The sequence below is a fragment of the Testudinibacter crocodili genome, assembly GCF_006228025.1.
In the GTDB taxonomy this organism is placed as follows: domain Bacteria; phylum Pseudomonadota; class Gammaproteobacteria; order Enterobacterales; family Pasteurellaceae; genus Chelonobacter.
The window spans coordinates 1-16394 of sequence record NZ_VDHF01000035.1; the positions used below are offsets into that span (position 1 = coordinate 1).

Annotated in this window: 18 protein-coding genes and 1 riboswitch; of the genes, 4 read left to right on the forward strand and 14 right to left on the reverse strand. The window is 45.5% G+C overall.

Annotated features, from left to right (window positions below):
• Nucleotides 1-30 precede the first annotated feature (30 nt).
• The 5 genes from FHQ23_RS03825 to metN form a co-directional block, all read right to left on the reverse strand.
• Complete coding sequence (locus FHQ23_RS03825) at nucleotides 31-1269, reverse strand: saccharopine dehydrogenase family protein (protein WP_139613121.1); 1239 nt, start codon at nucleotides 1267-1269, stop codon at nucleotides 31-33.
• Nucleotides 1270-1414: 145 nt separating this feature from the next.
• Complete coding sequence (locus FHQ23_RS03830; protein ID WP_139613122.1) at nucleotides 1415-2518, reverse strand: carboxynorspermidine decarboxylase; 1104 nt, start codon at nucleotides 2516-2518, stop codon at nucleotides 1415-1417.
• A gap of 111 nt (nucleotides 2519-2629) precedes the next feature.
• On the reverse strand, nucleotides 2630-3430 hold the full coding sequence (gene metQ / locus FHQ23_RS03835; RefSeq protein WP_139613152.1) for a methionine ABC transporter substrate-binding lipoprotein MetQ: 801 nt from the start codon (nucleotides 3428-3430) through the stop codon (nucleotides 2630-2632).
• 48 nt (nucleotides 3431-3478) lie between these two features.
• Nucleotides 3479-4144, reverse strand: coding sequence for a methionine ABC transporter permease (locus FHQ23_RS03840; protein ID WP_139613123.1), 666 nt, complete (start codon nucleotides 4142-4144; stop codon nucleotides 3479-3481).
• Complete coding sequence (gene metN, locus FHQ23_RS03845; protein WP_139613124.1) at nucleotides 4137-5171, reverse strand: methionine ABC transporter ATP-binding protein MetN; 1035 nt, start codon at nucleotides 5169-5171, stop codon at nucleotides 4137-4139. Before metN ends, FHQ23_RS03840 begins: the two co-directional genes overlap by 8 nt.
• A gap of 212 nt (nucleotides 5172-5383) precedes the next feature.
• Between metN and gmhB the strand changes: the two genes are divergently transcribed.
• Nucleotides 5384-5935, forward strand: coding sequence for a D-glycero-beta-D-manno-heptose 1,7-bisphosphate 7-phosphatase (gene gmhB / locus FHQ23_RS03850; RefSeq protein ID WP_139613153.1), 552 nt, complete (start codon nucleotides 5384-5386; stop codon nucleotides 5933-5935).
• A gap of 53 nt (nucleotides 5936-5988) precedes the next feature.
• Here the strand turns inward: gmhB and glyS are convergent, their stop codons facing one another.
• From glyS to FHQ23_RS03895, 9 genes are all read right to left on the reverse strand, one after another.
• A complete protein-coding gene (gene glyS, locus FHQ23_RS03855; RefSeq protein WP_139613125.1) occupies nucleotides 5989-8058 on the reverse strand; it encodes a glycine--tRNA ligase subunit beta in 2070 nt (689 codons plus the stop codon).
• A 106-nt stretch (nucleotides 8059-8164) separates the two neighbouring features.
• Nucleotides 8165-9208 (reverse strand): PDDEXK nuclease domain-containing protein, encoded by a 1044-nt coding sequence (locus FHQ23_RS03860; protein ID WP_139613126.1) that lies wholly within the window; start codon nucleotides 9206-9208, stop codon nucleotides 8165-8167.
• Nucleotides 9209-10252 carry a PDDEXK nuclease domain-containing protein gene (locus FHQ23_RS03865; protein ID WP_139613127.1) on the reverse strand — a complete coding sequence of 348 codons (1044 nt, stop codon included), beginning with the start codon at nucleotides 10250-10252 and terminating at the stop codon, nucleotides 9209-9211.
• A 4-nt stretch (nucleotides 10253-10256) separates the two neighbouring features.
• Entirely contained in the window at nucleotides 10257-10520 is a 264-nt protein-coding gene (locus FHQ23_RS03870; RefSeq protein WP_139613128.1) for a hypothetical protein, read from the reverse strand.
• 25 nt (nucleotides 10521-10545) lie between these two features.
• Nucleotides 10546-11454, reverse strand: a complete 909-nt coding sequence (gene glyQ, locus FHQ23_RS03875) for a glycine--tRNA ligase subunit alpha (protein ID WP_139613129.1) — start codon at nucleotides 11452-11454, stop codon at nucleotides 10546-10548.
• A 148-nt stretch (nucleotides 11455-11602) separates the two neighbouring features.
• Entirely contained in the window at nucleotides 11603-12256 is a 654-nt protein-coding gene (locus FHQ23_RS03880; RefSeq protein ID WP_326480816.1) for a DUF799 domain-containing protein, read from the reverse strand.
• A 20-nt stretch (nucleotides 12257-12276) separates the two neighbouring features.
• Nucleotides 12277-12648 carry a DUF4810 domain-containing protein gene (locus tag FHQ23_RS03885; protein WP_267963612.1) on the reverse strand — a complete coding sequence of 124 codons (372 nt, stop codon included), beginning with the start codon at nucleotides 12646-12648 and terminating at the stop codon, nucleotides 12277-12279.
• A gap of 9 nt (nucleotides 12649-12657) precedes the next feature.
• Entirely contained in the window at nucleotides 12658-13326 is a 669-nt protein-coding gene (locus FHQ23_RS03890; RefSeq protein ID WP_139613130.1) for a CsgG/HfaB family protein, read from the reverse strand.
• A gap of 70 nt (nucleotides 13327-13396) precedes the next feature.
• On the reverse strand, nucleotides 13397-13894 hold the full coding sequence (locus FHQ23_RS03895) for a YbhB/YbcL family Raf kinase inhibitor-like protein (protein WP_139613131.1): 498 nt from the start codon (nucleotides 13892-13894) through the stop codon (nucleotides 13397-13399).
• A gap of 143 nt (nucleotides 13895-14037) precedes the next feature.
• Nucleotides 14038-14144, forward strand: a riboswitch (TPP riboswitch).
• 88 nt (nucleotides 14145-14232) lie between these two features.
• Between FHQ23_RS03895 and FHQ23_RS03900 the strand changes: the two genes are divergently transcribed.
• The 3 genes from FHQ23_RS03900 to tenA are packed head-to-tail and all read left to right on the forward strand — an operon-like array spanning nucleotide 14233 to nucleotide 16388.
• Nucleotides 14233-14967 carry an ABC transporter ATP-binding protein gene (locus tag FHQ23_RS03900; RefSeq protein ID WP_139613132.1) on the forward strand — a complete coding sequence of 245 codons (735 nt, stop codon included), beginning with the start codon at nucleotides 14233-14235 and terminating at the stop codon, nucleotides 14965-14967.
• Nucleotides 14954-15709 carry an ABC transporter permease gene (locus FHQ23_RS03905; protein WP_139613133.1) on the forward strand — a complete coding sequence of 252 codons (756 nt, stop codon included), beginning with the start codon at nucleotides 14954-14956 and terminating at the stop codon, nucleotides 15707-15709. Before FHQ23_RS03900 ends, FHQ23_RS03905 begins: the two co-directional genes overlap by 14 nt.
• 25 nt (nucleotides 15710-15734) lie before the next feature.
• The gene (tenA, locus tag FHQ23_RS03910) at nucleotides 15735-16388 is read left to right on the forward strand and encodes a thiaminase II (protein WP_139613134.1); all 654 of its coding nucleotides are present in this window, start codon (nucleotides 15735-15737) and stop codon (nucleotides 16386-16388) included.
• Nucleotides 16389-16394 lie beyond the last annotated feature (6 nt).

The following is a 16394-nucleotide window of genomic DNA, read 5'->3' on the forward strand; positions in this document are numbered from 1 at the left end:
AAAAGTGCGGTTTTGCTGTCTGAAAATAGCTTAGAAGCTTAATGCGCTGTCGCCGTTCTCGTCCTTAATCCGATTCGGCAAGCCCATTTGGTTGAGCAGGTTAAGGAATGGTTTTGGATCCAGTTGTTCCACATTCACCATTTTTTGCACATCCCAGGTGCCTTGCGCTACCAAAATTGCGGCAGCGACCGGCGGTACACCAGCGGTGTAGGAAATACCCTGACTACCCACTTCTTCGTAGGCCTCTTTATGATCAGCAACGTTATAGATAAAGACCTCTTTATCTTTACCGTCTTTTTTGCCTTTCGCTAAGGTACCAATACAGGTTTTGCCGCTGTAATCCGGTGCCAGTGAGGACGGATCCGGCAGCACCGCTTTCACCACTTTCAACGGAATCACTTCCAGCCCCTCGGCAGTGGTGACTGGTTGTTCGGATAATAAGCCCAGATTGTTCAACACCGTGAACACATTAATATAATGCTCGCCAAAGCCCATCCAGAAACGGATATTCGGCACGTTTAGATTTTGCGACAGCGAATGAATTTCGTCATGTCCTGTCATATATGAGGTTTGCCGACCGACAACCGGCAGGTCGTCCGTCCGCTTGATTTCAAACATTTGATTACTGGTCCACTGGCTGTTCTGCCAACTCCAGACTTCGCCGGTAAATTCACGGAAATTAATTTCCGGATCAAAATTGGTGGCGAAATAACGCCCATGGCTTCCGGCATTAATATCAATAATATCAATACTATCCGTTTGATCTAAGTAGTCATTAACCGCAACCGCTGCATAGGCATTGACCACGCCCGGATCAAACCCGACACCCAAAATAGCGGTGATGCGATTGGCTTCGCATAATTCACGACGTTGCCATTCGTAATTATTGTACCATGGTGGGGTTTCACAAATTTTATGCGGTTCTTCGTGGATTGCGGTGTCGAGATAGGCTGCGCCAGTTTCAATACAGGCTTGCAGCACCGACATATTTAAGAAGGCGGAACCGACGTTAATCACAATTTGTGCTTCGGTTTCTTTGATAATCGATTTGGTTGCTTCGATATTCAGCGCATCCAGCTCAAAGCAGGCAATTTCTGCTGGTACTTTGAAGGCGTTCTTTTCGCGTACACTGGCTGCAATCTCTTGGCACTTGCTAATGCCGCGCGAAGCAATCGCGATAGAGCCTAAAATATCATTGTGTTGGGCACATTTATGTGCGACCACTTGAGCGACGCCACCGGCGCCAATAATCAAGATGTTTTTTTTCATGTTTGCATAATCCTCCTTAATGTCAGATTACAACCGCACTTTTCATTCCAAAGTGCGGTCATAACCGGCATTGCGTTTAATCTTGCCGCTGTCGGCAAAACCTGATTGATTCGTTGAAGCCGCTTGCTGCCGTCAAAAAACCTGGCTAAGACAAGCTGTCAACGTAATCGTCAAAATTGAATTGTTTGATTAATTTAATCTCGCCATTCAATTCTTTGCTGGCAATGGACGGCATATTGACGCCATTAAACCAATTCTTTTTCACCATCGTATAACCGGCGGCATCACAAAAAGAGAGGCGATCACCGATTTTCAATGGCTGTGGAAAGCGATATTCGCCGAAAATATCGCCGGCAAGACAGGATTTGCCACAAACCATATACTGATGTTCACCACTGTTCGGCAGCAATTTTGCAGTTTGGCGATAGATCAGCAAATCCAACATATGCGCTTCGATCGAGCTGTCGACAATCGCCAAATTTTTGCCATTATACAAGGTGTCCAATACCGTCACTTCCAGACTGGTGCTGAGCGTAATCGCCGCTTCGCCCGGCTCTAAATACAGCTGCACCCCGTATTGTTCGGCAAACTGTTTTAACCGATCGGCAAATTGATCGAGCGGATAATCGGCGCCGGTGAAATGAATGCCGCCGCCCAAACTGACCCAATCCACTTGATACAGCAACTCACCGAATTCGCGTTCGATGTGTTTTAACATCTGATCGAAGCGATCAAAATCGCCGTTTTCACAGTTATTATGGAACATAAAACCGTTAATCAGCGGCATCACATCACGGATTTTTTCAATATCCCACTCGCCCAAACGGCTGTGCGGGCGTGCTGGATCCGCCAGAATAAAATCGGAGGTGCTAACACGCGGATTAACCCGTAAACCACGTTGAATATCACGCGCTTGATCAGCAAAACGGGTTAACTGACTGATGGAGTTAAAGATAATTTTATCCGCATTGGCTACTACTTCGGTAATTTCCGCATCACTATACGCCACGCTGTAGGCATGGGTTTCGCCGCCAAATTTACGATGTCCGAGTTTGACTTCATACAACGAAGAGGAAGTCGTACCGTCCATATAATCACGCATCACATCAAACACGCCCCACGTGGCAAAACATTTCAGCGCCAACAACGCTTTTGCGCCAGAACGCTGCCGCAGATAGGCGATTTTCTGCATATTGGCTAACAGTTTGCTTTTATCAATCAGATAATAGGGAGTGGTTAATTCAGTCATTTTCTTTTCACATGCTATAAAAAAATTGGTTGATTAAGAGAATATCCTAATCAACCTATTGATATTATTAAAATTTAATTTCTACTGATTGTAGAGGCGGTTTAACGTTAATTACCAGCCTTTCACCACAGAATCTTTAAACTCTTGTTTGGCTTTCTCATATACCGCATCAGAGTTGTAGGCTTTGACAAAATTGACCACATCCTGGTCATCTTTGTTATCTTCACGCGCCACAATGATGTTCACATATGGGGAATCTTTGTCTTCCACAAAAATCGCATCGCTACTTGGGAACAAGCCTGCTTGTCCGGCATAGGTGTTATTGATGATCGCAAAATCCACTTCCGGCAACACTTGCGGCAGCAATGGTGCTTCCAACTCACGAATTTTTAGTTTTTTTGGGTTTTCCACAATATCAAGTGCGGTCGGGGTTAAACCGACGCCGTCTTTCAATTTCAACAAACCTTGTGCTTGCAACAGCAACAACGCACGTCCGCCGTTAGTCGGATCGTTTGGAATAGCTACGGTTGCGCCGTCTTTCAATTCGTCCAATTTGCTGATTTTTTTCGAATAACCGGCAATCGGGTAAACAAAGGTATTGCCGACAATCACTAAGCCTTTCAAACCGCGCGATTCCACTTGTGCATCTAAATACGGTTTATGTTGGAACGCATTGGCATCAATCGATTTTTCTTCCAGTGCTACATTTGGGGTCACATAGTCGGTAAATGGTACTAACTCCACTTCTAAGCCATATTGGTCTTTAGCGACTTGTTTCGCCACTTCCGCTACAGAAAATTCAGGACCGGTTTGAATGCCGACTTTGATTTTGCCGTCTTTCGCCAACACTGAACCGGAAAATGTTACAGCGGTCGCCAGTGCGGTTAAGGTGAAAATATTTTTTAACTTCATCATCATTTCCTTACGTTATTAATGGATAAAAATACGCTAAACCGAGTGCTAGCGGTGATCAACATAGCGGACTAAACGATCCCCTACAAATTGAATAAGTTGTACCAATACCACCAAAATCACCACCACCGTGGTCAGAATTTCAGGGACATTAGTTTGATAGCCGTAACGAATCGCCACATCGCCCAAACCGCCACCGCCAACAATGCCTGCCATTGCGGAATAGTTGACCAACGCAACCAAGGTGATGGTCATGCCGTTGATCAGCGCCGGTTTTGCTTCGGCTAATAAAAATTTGACGATAATTTGAATATTGCTGGCACCCATCGCACGGGCTGCCTCGATCAAACCGCTCGGAATTTCGAGCAATGCCCCTTCGACCAAGCGTGCGATAAACGGAATTGCCGACACCGTCAGCGGTACGATCGCCGCCGTAGTGCCGATAGAGGTGCCGACCACTGCACGCGTGAACGGAATAATCCAAAACAGCAAAATCACAAACGGAATCGCCCGTCCGATATTCACCGCCATGCTCAGTAAGCGATAAAATTTTGGATTCTCTTTAATCCCACCCGGCTGTGTAATAAACAGCAGCACACCGAGCGGAATAGCAAAGATTGCGGCTAAAAAGCCGGAAGCAAACACCATATACAGCGTTTCACCGCTGGCTTGCAAAATCATCTGCCACACTTGTGGCGTTAAACGATCAAACATATCCCAGCACCTCAACCCGCACATTATGTTCCATTAAATAAATTTTTGTTTCGGTAATCGCATCTTCCGGACCTTCGACTTCCGCAATGGTAAACCCGAACTTCACGCCACCGATATAATCAATTTGCGACACCAAAATACTCAAATCCACGCCAAACTTTTTCGAGGTTTGTGACAACAGCGGCGCATCGACCGAACGTCCGGTAAATTCAAATTTGATAATCGGATAAGAGTTCGCACCCTTCGGGGCAGCGGAGAGCTGCTCCATATACTCTTTCGGCAGGTTAATCCGAAAGGTCGATTGGATAAAACTTTTTGCCAATTCGGTTTTCGGGTTAGAAAAAATTTCGCTGACACTACCACTTTCAACCAATTGCCCCTTATCAATCACCACCACCTGATGGCAAATCTGCTTCACTACTTCCATTTCGTGGGTAATCAACAAAATAGTCAAGCCCAATTTCTGATTGATCTCTTGCAACAGTGCTAAGATTGACTGGGTCGTCGCCGGATCCAGCGCACTAGTGGCTTCGTCACACAATAACACTTTTGGCTCAGATGCCAAAGCACGCGCAATTGCCACCCGTTGTTTTTGACCGCCGGACAGATTGCTCGGATACACGTGCTTCTTATCACTCAAGCCGACCAATTCCAGCAATTCATCAACACGTTTGGTCAGCGTTGCTTTATTCATGCCGATCAATTCCAATGGTAGCGCCACATTGCCAAACACCGTACGGCTACTCAACAGGTTAAAATGCTGAAAAATCATACCGATATGGCGACGGGCAGCAACCAATTGTATGTCACTCATTGCGGTCAACTCTTCACCATCCACAAACACTTGCCCGCTGGTCGGCTGTTCCAGCAAATTGGCACAACGAATCAGCGTGCTTTTTCCGGCACCCGACGCGCCGATCACGCCACAAATCTGCCCTTTCGGAATCTCCAGATTGACGTTGTCAAGTGCGGTCAGCTTTTTGCCTTTGACCTCAAAAATTTTATTAATATTTTTTAGCTTAATCATATAAGCCCTTTATAATGGGGATTATCAAAATGATTTTGCTATTTTAGACGTCCAGATTGCTATGTCAACCAGTAGTTAGTACTTTTTTATAACAACAAATTATAAGCTATCAACTTTATAGCAAAATCCGTTGATAGCTTGCTGCTTCTGCGTCTTTTTGTGCTAAAAAGTACTATGCTAAACAGCAAAACATGAATTTAAGTGAGGAAAATGTGGAAAAAGCAATTTTTTTAGATCGTGACGGAACCATCAATATCGATCACGGTTATGTATATGAAATTGATCGGTTTGAGTTTATCGACGGTTGCATCGAAGCCTTGCTGGAATTAAAACAAATGGGCTATTTGCTGGTGTTGGTCACCAATCAATCCGGCATTGCTCGCGGTTATTTCAGTGAAGATCAATTTTTGCAACTGACGGAATGGTTTGACTGGTCGCTGGCGGATCGCGGTGTCGATTTCGACGGCATTTACTACTGCCCGCACCTGCCCGACGGCATCGGCGAATACCGCCAAGACTGCGACTGCCGCAAACCCAAACCGGGTATGTTGCTGCAAGCGATTCAAGAATTGAACATCGACCCGAACCACTCTTTTATGGTCGGTGACAAAATCGAAGATCTCATGGCAGGTAAAGCGGCTGGTATCGCACATAATATCTTGGTTCGCAGCGGCAAAACCGTCACCACTGAAGGCGAACAATTCGCCGAAGCAGTGCTGGATTCAGTGGCGGATTTGCCTAAATATATCGCTAAGTTTAAATAAATAAAAAAAGCCATCAAACCTGAGATTCGATGGCTTCGCTGTGTTATATATTTTTATTGCAACAACGAAATATCCGCCACTTGCAAGAACAATTCACGCAGATTGTGTAATAGTGCCAAGCGGTTGTTGCGCAACGCTGGATCTTGCGCATTCACCATCACATTATCGAAGAAATTATCAATCGGCTGACGCAAGGCGGCTAGCTGCTCAAGTGCGGTTTGGTAGTCGCCGTTGGCAAACAGCGGTTGCAATTTTTGTTGCAACGCCGTCACTTGCTCCGCCAACGCAATTTCCGCTGCATCTTGGCACAAAGTGCGGTTGACTACAGTCGGTAATTCGCCTTCCACTTTTGCCAAAATATTCGATACACGTTTGTTGGCGGCTGCCAGCGCTGCGGCGCAATCTAAGGTGCGGAAATGTGTCACCGCGCGCACGCGTTTGTCAAAATCGGCAGGTTTGGTCGGACGGCGTGCCAACACTGCTTGGATCACATCAACACTGAAGCCTTCGTCTTGGTACCAGGCACGGAAACGACCGAGCATAAAGTCCACTACGTCCGCCACCACGTTGGCATTGCTCAGCTTATCACCGTATAATGCCACTGCACTTTCAACCAGTTGTTGTAAATCCAACGGCAGTTTTTTCTCGACGATAATCCGCAACACACCCAAGGCGGCACGGCGCAACGCAAACGGATCTTTATCACCTTTCGGGTGTTGCCCGATACCGAAAATGCCGCTCAGGGTATCCAATTTATCCGCCAACGCCACTGAACACGCCACCAGACTGTGCGGTAGTTCATCACCGGCAAAACGTGGCATATATTGCTCGTTTAACGCCACTGCTACGGCTTCATCTTCACCATCATGACGAGCATAGTGCATCCCCATCACGCCTTGCGTATCGGTGAATTCAAACACCATATTGGTCATCAGATCACATTTCGACAGCAAGCCGGCACGTTTGGCTTGAGTTTCATCCGCACCGATTTGTGCCGCGATAATACCGCTTAGTTGCTCGATTCTTACAGTTTTGTCACGCAAAGTGCCCAGTTGTTGTTGGAACAACACTGTTTCCAAGCGTGGTAAATTGTCTTCTAAACGCTGTTTTAAGTCAGTTTTAAAGAAAAATTCCGCATCGCTTAAACGTGGACGCACTACTTTTTCGTTACCTTCGATGATCGCCGTTGGATCTTGCGGATTGATATTGGAAACAAAGATAAAGTGCGGTAATAATTTTCCGTCTTTGTCATAAATCGGGAAATACTTTTGATCGCCTTTCATGGTGTAAACCAAGGCTTCCGCTGGCACCGCCAAAAAGCGCTCTTCAAAGGTGGCGGTCAGCACATTCGGGTACTCCACCAATGAAGTCACTTCGTCCAGCAGATCGTCTTCGATATCGGCAATGCCACCAAGTGCGGTCGCAGCTTGCTCCGCTGCTTGACGGATAATCGCTTTACGCTGCTCAAAATCGGCAATCACGCTGCCTTTTTCCGCTAACAACGCAGGATATTGATCGGCGTGACTGATTTGGAATTCACGCTCGCCTAAAAAACGGTGCCCGCGAATAGTCGTGCCACTCGCTACGCCCAAAATTTCACCTTCAATCAGCTCATCGCCCAATAACAAGGTGACAGTATGCACCGGACGGATAAATTGCACGGTTTTGTCTGCCCAACGCATCGGCTTGGCAATCGGTAATTTATCTAACGCATTGGCGACCAAATCGATCAACAGCGTTTTAGTCTGCTTGCCGGCTTCCAACGTGCGGTAAAACAACCATTCGCCTTTATCAGTGGCGACTCGCTCCGCCTGCTCCACGCTGATGCCACAACCACGCGCCCAGCCCTCCGCTGCTTTGGTCGGCTTGCCTTCGGCATCAAACGCCGCCGACACTGCCGGTCCGCGTTTTTCGATCAGCTTGCTCGGCTGTTCAGTCGCTAACGCGCTCACTTTCACCGCCAAACGACGTGGTGCCGCAAACCATTCTACGTTGTCGAAGGCTAAGCCTTCTTGAGTTAGGGCTTGCTGTATATTCTCGGCAAATGCGGTTGCCAATTTTTTCAACGCCTTCGGTGGCAGTTCTTCTGTGCCGATCTCGGCAAGGAAATTTTGTGTTGTCATTTTTGTTCTCTTTATTAACTTAACGTAGCTTAACCACGTTTTATTCATCAAACATAGTCTATTAAAAACCGCACTTTAGTGCCTATTTTAAGGCGGAAGTGGGGCTTTATTCATGAGAAAATCGCTGTTTTGCTTTTTTGACCGCCAAATGCAATCGCTGTTCTAATAACTTTTTAGACGGTAATACGGTTAAATACTCAGCAATATGGATATCCGATTGTTTTAAATCCAATAATTCTACTTGTTCTTGCTTTTTTGAAGTACATAGAATAATGCCCAATGGTGGATTTTCATCTTCTTCCTGTTCATATTTTGCCAACCATGCCAAATATAATTCCATTTGGCTCTTATGCGAGTGATTGAATGCTTCCGTTTTAAGATCAATCACCACTAAGCGTTTTAATTTTCTGTTATAAAATAACAAATCAATATAAAAATCATCGTTATCAATTTGAATTCGTTTTTGTCGGGCAATAAAGGTAAAACCAGCGCCCAATTCTAACAAAAATTGTTCTATTTCACGCAAAATAGCATCTTCAAGATCTTTTTCTAAATAACGATCATTCAACTCTAAAAAATCCAAAATATAGGGATCTTTTAATACCAAAGATTGATTATACTGCCCCTGCTTTCTTAATAAATTAAGCTCTTGAATAACGGTTTCATCGGGCTTTTTAGAAATCGCTGTCCGTTCAAATAATAACGAACCGATTCGCTCATCTAAGGTTCGAGTAGACCAGCGTTCTTGCGCCGCCATCGTGGCATAAAATTCACGTTTTATGGCATCATCAATGTAGGATAATTGAGTAAAATGACTCCAACTCAATTTTGCAGACAGTGTCTGCAAAATTTGAATATCAGGAAAAGCAATTGAGAATTTAATCATTTGGGCAAGATTGCGCTTACTCCAACCTTTGCCAAATTGCACTGTCAAATGCTTGGACAATACAGCAAGAATTTCCTGCCCATATTTAGCCCGTTCACCTTGCAATACTTGTTGCTGAATTCGCTGTCCGATATGCCAATACAATAAGGTCAATTCTGCATTCACAGCAACCGCCGCTCGCTGTTTTGACGATTGGATCAATTCACTGATTTCGTTCACAAAGGTTTGTGATTTTTCTAATGAAATTAAAAGGTTATTATCCATTTAGTTATACTTTACTTTATACATTGCCGCTGCTTCTCGCACTTGCATTACACTAGTCGTCAATTGCCGTTCCAATTCTTGTTCGGTTGGTAAATATGCGACATATTTTGAGCTGAAAATCTGTTTTCTGTCGGCAAGTACCGAATATTTCGCCACTGCTTCGCTGTGTTCGCTGCATAACACTAAACCGATGGTCGGGTTATCATCTTCGCCTTTAAATTGCTCGTCATATAACCGTACATAGGTATCCATTTGCCCGATATCTTGATGCTTCAATTTGCCGATTTTGAGGTCAATCAATAAAAAACATTTCAGTTTGAAATTATAGAAAACCAAATCAATATAAAAATCTTCATCGTCAAACCGTACGCGTTTTTGTCGTTCAACAAAGGCAAAACCTTTACCGAGTTCCAACAGAAAATCTTGCAAATTGCTAATAATCGCTTGTTCAATCTGGTTTTCTTGATAGGTTTTATCCTGCAAATTCAGAAAATCCAAAATATAGGGATCACGCAGATAATCTTGAATAGTTTCTTTCAGCGGTTCGGTTTTTTGCTCGGCTTCCTGTACCACAACAGCTTTATTTTGGCTTGCTAATAACCGTTCGTAATATAAAACCGAAATTTGGCGATCTAAGGCTCTAGCAGACCAGTTATTTTCAATCGCTTCTTGCTGATACCATTGCCTCGCTTGTGGGTTTTCAATGCGAATTAAACTTCGATAATGTGTCCAACTCAATTCGAGACGCACTGCGTCTCGAATTGGAAACGCTAAATAAAACAAGCGCATATTACGTAGATTGGTAACATCAAATCCCTTACCGAACATGTCTGTTAAGCGTTGCGAAATCGCTTGTAACAGATGTTTTCCGTATTGTGCACGTTGTTCACCTTGCTGCTCATCTTCTACAATCAAACGCCCGATTTGCCAATAGCTTTGCACCATCGCGATATTCACCGTCTGCCGCACTTGCTGGCGTGCTGCGGTGATAATATTCGCAATATTACTGATTAATTGGTGCTCGGTCGTTTGCAGTGAATTCATAGACTTAACCCAATAGGCGTTTTAATTCATTCAGCTCAAGAATAATTTCGCCGTTTGCCAACAACAACGCCGGAATGCCAATATAACCGTTTTGTTTCGCCTCATCAAAAGTGCGGTCAGTGTCACGCAATTTCAGAAAGCGTTTAAAATTTGCCATACTCTCAAAGATATTCACGCTTTCATACTCCACCTTTAAGGCGTTTAATTCCGCCACAAACGGCTCGGTGTCGGGGCAAAGGTGTGCGAAAAACAGAACTGGCTTGGTCATTGTTTACCTACTTCTTTATTGCAGTTTATTTTTTACAGCCCGGAAAGCCCAAGGCTTCACGGCTGGCATAATAGGCTTCAGCAACGCCTTTCGTCAGCGCACGAATGCGTAAAATATAGCGCTGGCGTTCGGTCACCGAAATCGCTTTGCGTGCATCCAGCAAGTTAAAGCTGTGCGCTGCTTTTAAAATACGTTCGTAAGCCGGCAACGGCAACGGTTTTTCCAATGCTAACAGTTGCTGCGCTTCTTTTTCGTATTGTTCGAAGCAGTAAAATAAAAATTCGGTGTTGGCGTATTCAAAGTTATACGTCGATTGCTCCACTTCGTTTTGGTGGAACACATCGCCATAAGTGGTTTTGCCCAACACACCGTCCGACCACACCAAGTCATACACACTGTCCACACCTTGAATGTACATCGCCAAGCGCTCTAAACCGTAGGTGATTTCGCCGGTCACCGGTTTGCATTCCAAACCGCCCACTTGTTGGAAATAGGTAAACTGGGTCACTTCCATGCCGTTCAGCCACACTTCCCAGCCCAAACCCCATGCGCCTAACGTCGGGTTTTCCCAGTTATCTTCCACAAAACGGATATCATTTTGCGTCGGGTCAAAACCAAGCATTTTTAAACTGTCTAAATACAGTTCCTGAATGTTGTCCGGTGATGGTTTGATCACCACTTGGAATTGGTAATAGTGCTGCAAACGGTTCGGGTTTTCACCATAACGCCCGTCGGTCGGGCGACGCGATGGCTGCACATAGGCAAACGCCATCGGCTCCGGCCCTAACGCCCGAAGTGCGGTCATCGGATGTGACGTGCCCGCCCCGACTTCCATATCAAAAGGTTGCACCACCGTGCAGCCCACGTTTGCCCAGTATTCTTGCAGGGCGAGTATCATACCTTGAAAGGTTTTTACGTTGAATGTTGAACTCATATCGGCTTTTTTATGTTAGTTGAATTAAGAATAGAAAATGGCAGACATTATACTTTAAAATCACTGGATTTGTTGTAATTTCTTCGGAATATAAAAAACGATCGGCGTTTTTAACCCCGATCGTTGTTAAGAGCAGATAGATAAGTCGTTACCGTGCGTTTAGCTGCGGATCTTTGCCGTAGTGCGGTGAATAAGGTCCGTACAACAAACCGCCGTTATAACCGCTGTTAAGCAAACGTTGGCTTGCCAGCACCGAAATATTGAAACCTTCGTCGGCAACAGTGTTGATAATCTGTTTAACCGCCGCCGTGATTAAAGTTGCAATAGGATTACCGGCATTGCTGTTCCCTTGTTCGCTGCTGGAGGCAACAGCTTTTCCATTCCATAGCACCGCCCCGTTACGCAAATCGACCAGTTTGCCTTCCACACTGACTTGAGTGACACTATCAATCACCATATAAGTCGAGCCATATTGGGTGACATTCAGGTAAAGTGCGCTATCCGCACCGAAAATCTCTTGCAATTTTTTAGCGGAAACCTGCTGAATATCATGCCCTTCATACACCCCATTATGGCGGAAAGTATCATTGGCAAGCGCAACCGGGAAAACATAATATCCTGCTTCTGCCAACGGTTTGACCGTATTCGCCAATACCGCACTTGCCGCTTTCACTTCGGTCGATTCATTAGTCGGCATCAACACCAAAATCGAACGCGGTTTGCTGTTTAAAAAGTTTGAGTAGTCATAAGGCTCGCTATTTGTCGAACAACCTGACAAAACCGCGCCAATCAAAACAAGCATGAGTATCCATAATGTTCTCATCATTTGCCCCCTCTTTTCTGATTTTGTAGGAAGTGAATATATTGCGCCGACTCAGGAAATACTTGTTTTTCCAGATTAAAATACTCCTGCGACTTATTCCAATCACCTTGTTTGGCGTGCAATAATCCTAATTGCGCATATAAACCGGGCGGCACTTTTTTGCCTTTTTGATTCGCTTCCGCCAAAATTGAGTCTAAGGTTGCAATTTGTTGAGTTTCATCGCTGCCGCTATTCATATAATCATATAAACTCTGGGCATAACTATTGCCTTTCCAAGCGTAAAGATCAGTATTCGCTGCACAGCCGACCAAAAATAATACGCAACAACACACCCCTGCCTTCACAGCAGGTTTTAATAAATGTTTCATCATGCCCGTCCCTTACTTACTCGGCGACCAAGCACCGCTCTCCAGTCCGGTCACCAAATTATCAACCGCCTCACGAATAGCCAAGCTCAACACTTTTCCGTTTAGGGTCGAATCATAGCCCGCCGTACCGCCGAACCCGATCACTTCACGGTTGGATAAGCTGTATTCGCCCGCCCCTTGAGAGGAATACACCACTTCGGAGGTTTGTACATCGACGATATTCAAATTCACCCGAGCATAAGCCACCTGCGATTTGCCTTTGCCCAAGATTCCGAATAATTGGTGATCGCCAGTGGTTTTGCGCCCAAATTCGGTGACATCGCCGGTAATCACATAACGCGCTCCTTTCAAGTTTTGGGCGATTTTTTTCAGCTGCGCTTCGTTTTTAATCGCATTCATATTGGTTCTATCGAGCACCGAAAAACGTCCGCTTTGCTGCAAATCGCTCATCAACAGCGTTTGCGCCTGACTGCCTAAACGATCAACACCGTCTGAAAAAATACCGTTTTGATAATCCGAACGGTTATCGAACTGTCCAATTGCCACCGGCACTTTAACGCCTTGATACACGGTTTTCGACGCAGCGACACGTGGCGTTTCTACCGTACGGGAAGATTCCGTGGCACAACCTACCAGGAGAAAAGCACTTGAGATCATTAAATAGCGGGATAATTTTTTCATATAATTCCTTATTATAATTGTTAGTTTTTTAATAAAAGCAGCATACTCAAACTCTTGGATGATAAAATTTTTATTTTTTATAACAACCAACTAAATATGCTTGCGCTAAGATATGCCCCTGCATTCCAAAATGCAAATCATTATAATTAAAACCTTGAGCCAGATCTAATTTACAGTCCAACGCATAGACATAAAGCTCATAACGGTGATCCGCATTCGGTGGCGCCATGCCGCCGTAGAACGAGGCTTCTTCCACCGATAAGCCACCCAATTTCCCCGACCAACTGTTTCTGCCTTGCAGATAATCAGTGGCGGAAATGCTGTCGTTTTCTGGTAGCGAAGTGCGGTTCAGATTGGCAACCAACCAATGAATCCACACATAGCCTGCCGCCCCGACCGCATCTTTATCTTCCAACACCAACGCAAACGACTTTGTACCTGTCGGCGCATCGCTGATTTCCAGCGGAATCGAATAGTTCGGCATGCCATTTGGACTGAATTGCGTGCCCCGCTTACCGTATTTATCCTCAAAAAACCCGTTTTTAAGCGCTGAACTGCTGACTTTCATATCTGCTCCTCCGTTAATCCAATGTTGAATTTATCTTAACATCAATTTAGCCAATCAGATTTGCTATCTATGCAAGATATGACCCACTTCAAATTTATTTAACAAAACGGTTGTGTTATGGCAGGAATTTTTATAAATTGGGTGCTCATTAGTCGGGGTGCTGATTTTGTGGTGACCACAAAGCGGCTGAGATTAAACCCGTGAACCTGATCCAGTTAATGCTGACGTAGGAAACTAAATATGCCAATACACCATACCGCACTTTTCTCTTATTTAGCCGATTTTCAATCTGTTGCAACGCATTAGTTAACCATTCGCTGAACCGATGGTAGCGTAAAATGAATGCCGTTGAAATTCGCGCCTTAACCCTGGCGTTTGAACAGCAAACGTTGTTTACCGATTTCAATTTTGATTTGCCGCAACAACAATGGACGGTGTTGTTGGGGCGTTCCGGCGTCGGCAAATCGACGCTGCTGCGGGCGATTGCCGGTTTAGAAAATGCCGCTATTCAGCAAGGTAACATTCATTTCCCCCGCCCACTCAAACTGGCGTGGCTGGCACAACAAGATTCGCTGTATCCGTGGTTATCGGTGCTGGATAATGTCCAATTGGAACAACAGCTAAAAGGCAAGAAAACCCGCCAATCCCGGCAACAGGCTGAGCAATTATTAGCGGCGGTGCAAATGGAAAACCATCTGCATAAAGGTTGCCAGCAACTCTCCGGCGGACAGCGGCAACGGGTGGCACTGGCGCGCACGCTGATGCAAAACGCCGATCTAATTTTGATGGACGAACCGTTTTCCGCCCTTGATGCGGTCACTCGTTTACAACTGCAAGATCTGGCGTATGAATTATTGCAACACAAAACTGTACTGCTGATCACCCACGATCCGCAAGAAGCGATTCGCTTGGGCGATCAGATTTATGTGTTGCACGATCCACGCCAACCTTTAAATCCTGCACATATTCCTGAGGGTAAAAAACCACGCAACCTGACTGAAAGTCCGCAATCAGCATTGCAACAAATACTGTTTCACCAGCTCTTGCAAGGAGCACCGCATGAATTGGTTTAAACAGTTCGCTAAAATCATGCTACTGACCGCACTTTTACTGCTGTTATGGCAAAGTGCGGTCAGCTTATTGGCGCTGCCGCACTATATGCTGCCGTCGCCTGAAGCGGTGTGGCAGCAACTGTTAAAACAGCATGTGCTGTTATGGCAGCACGCCCAAATCACATTACTCGAAATTGTACTCGGGCTAACTCTGGGATTTCTGCTCGGTTTGGGTTCGGCACTGTTATTGGCATTTTCTGCACCGGTTTCCGCTTTTTTAATGCCGTTACTTGTCATTTCGCAGGCGATTCCGGTTTTTGCAATTGCGCCGCTGTTGGTGCTGTGGTTTGGCTATGGCATGACGTCCAAAATCGTGATGACGGTGCTGATTATCTATTTTCCGGTCACCACCGCCTGTTACGACGGCTTACGCAACACTCCGCACGCTTGGCTGGATTTGGCTCGTTCAATGCGGCTTACGCCTGCCACATTACTGTTTAAAGTGCGGTTGCCTGCGGCATTGCCGGCATTGGCATCCGGTTTGCGTATTGCCGCTTCGGTTGCACCGATCGGTGCGGTGGTTGGGGAATGGGTCGGCTCATCACAAGGCTTAGGCTATTTGATGCTGCAAGCCAATGCACGCATGCAGATTGATCTGATGTTTTCGGCGCTGTTTGTCTTACTGATCATCGCCCTATCGCTCTATTTTTTACTAGATCATGCCTTACGCCGTTTGATTCCATGGGCTTCGTATCTTCGTTAATTGATTAATTTAAAAGGAAAAAAAGATGTCTACCGTTCAACACCTGATACAAAATGCTGAGCCGCACTGGCGCGCCTATATCGAACATGATTTTGTGCGGCGCCTTGCCGACGGCACGCTAGATAAACGCTGTTTTCAGCACTATTTAAAACAGGATTATCTCTATCTGTTTCACTATAACCGCGCGTTGGCATTGGCACTGTTCAAAGCCGAAAATTTTGCCCAAATGGAACAGGCACACCATGCGATTCAAATCATTTTACAAGAGAGCAAACTGCACGTTAAGTTCTGCCAACACTGGGGAATAGCCGAAACAGAACTGCTGCAAACACCCGAATCTGCCGCCTGTGTCGCCTACACCCGTTATGTGTTGGACTGCGGCATCAACGGCAGTCTGGCGGATCTCTACGCTGCGATTGCACCTTGCGCCCTCGGTTATGCCCAGATCGCCCGCAACATTGTCGAACGTCAACTCAGCCCACCCGACAATCCGTATCAAGATTGGATCGACACCTACGCCAGTGACGATTTTCAATGTGCCGCTGCCACACTGACTGATTTTTTAGATCAACTTTGCCATGAACTGACAGCGAAACAACGGGCGAAAGTGCAGACCATCTTCAACACCGCCACCCGTATGGAAGTTGCCTTTTGGCAAATGGGATTGGATTTAAGCTAATCATTT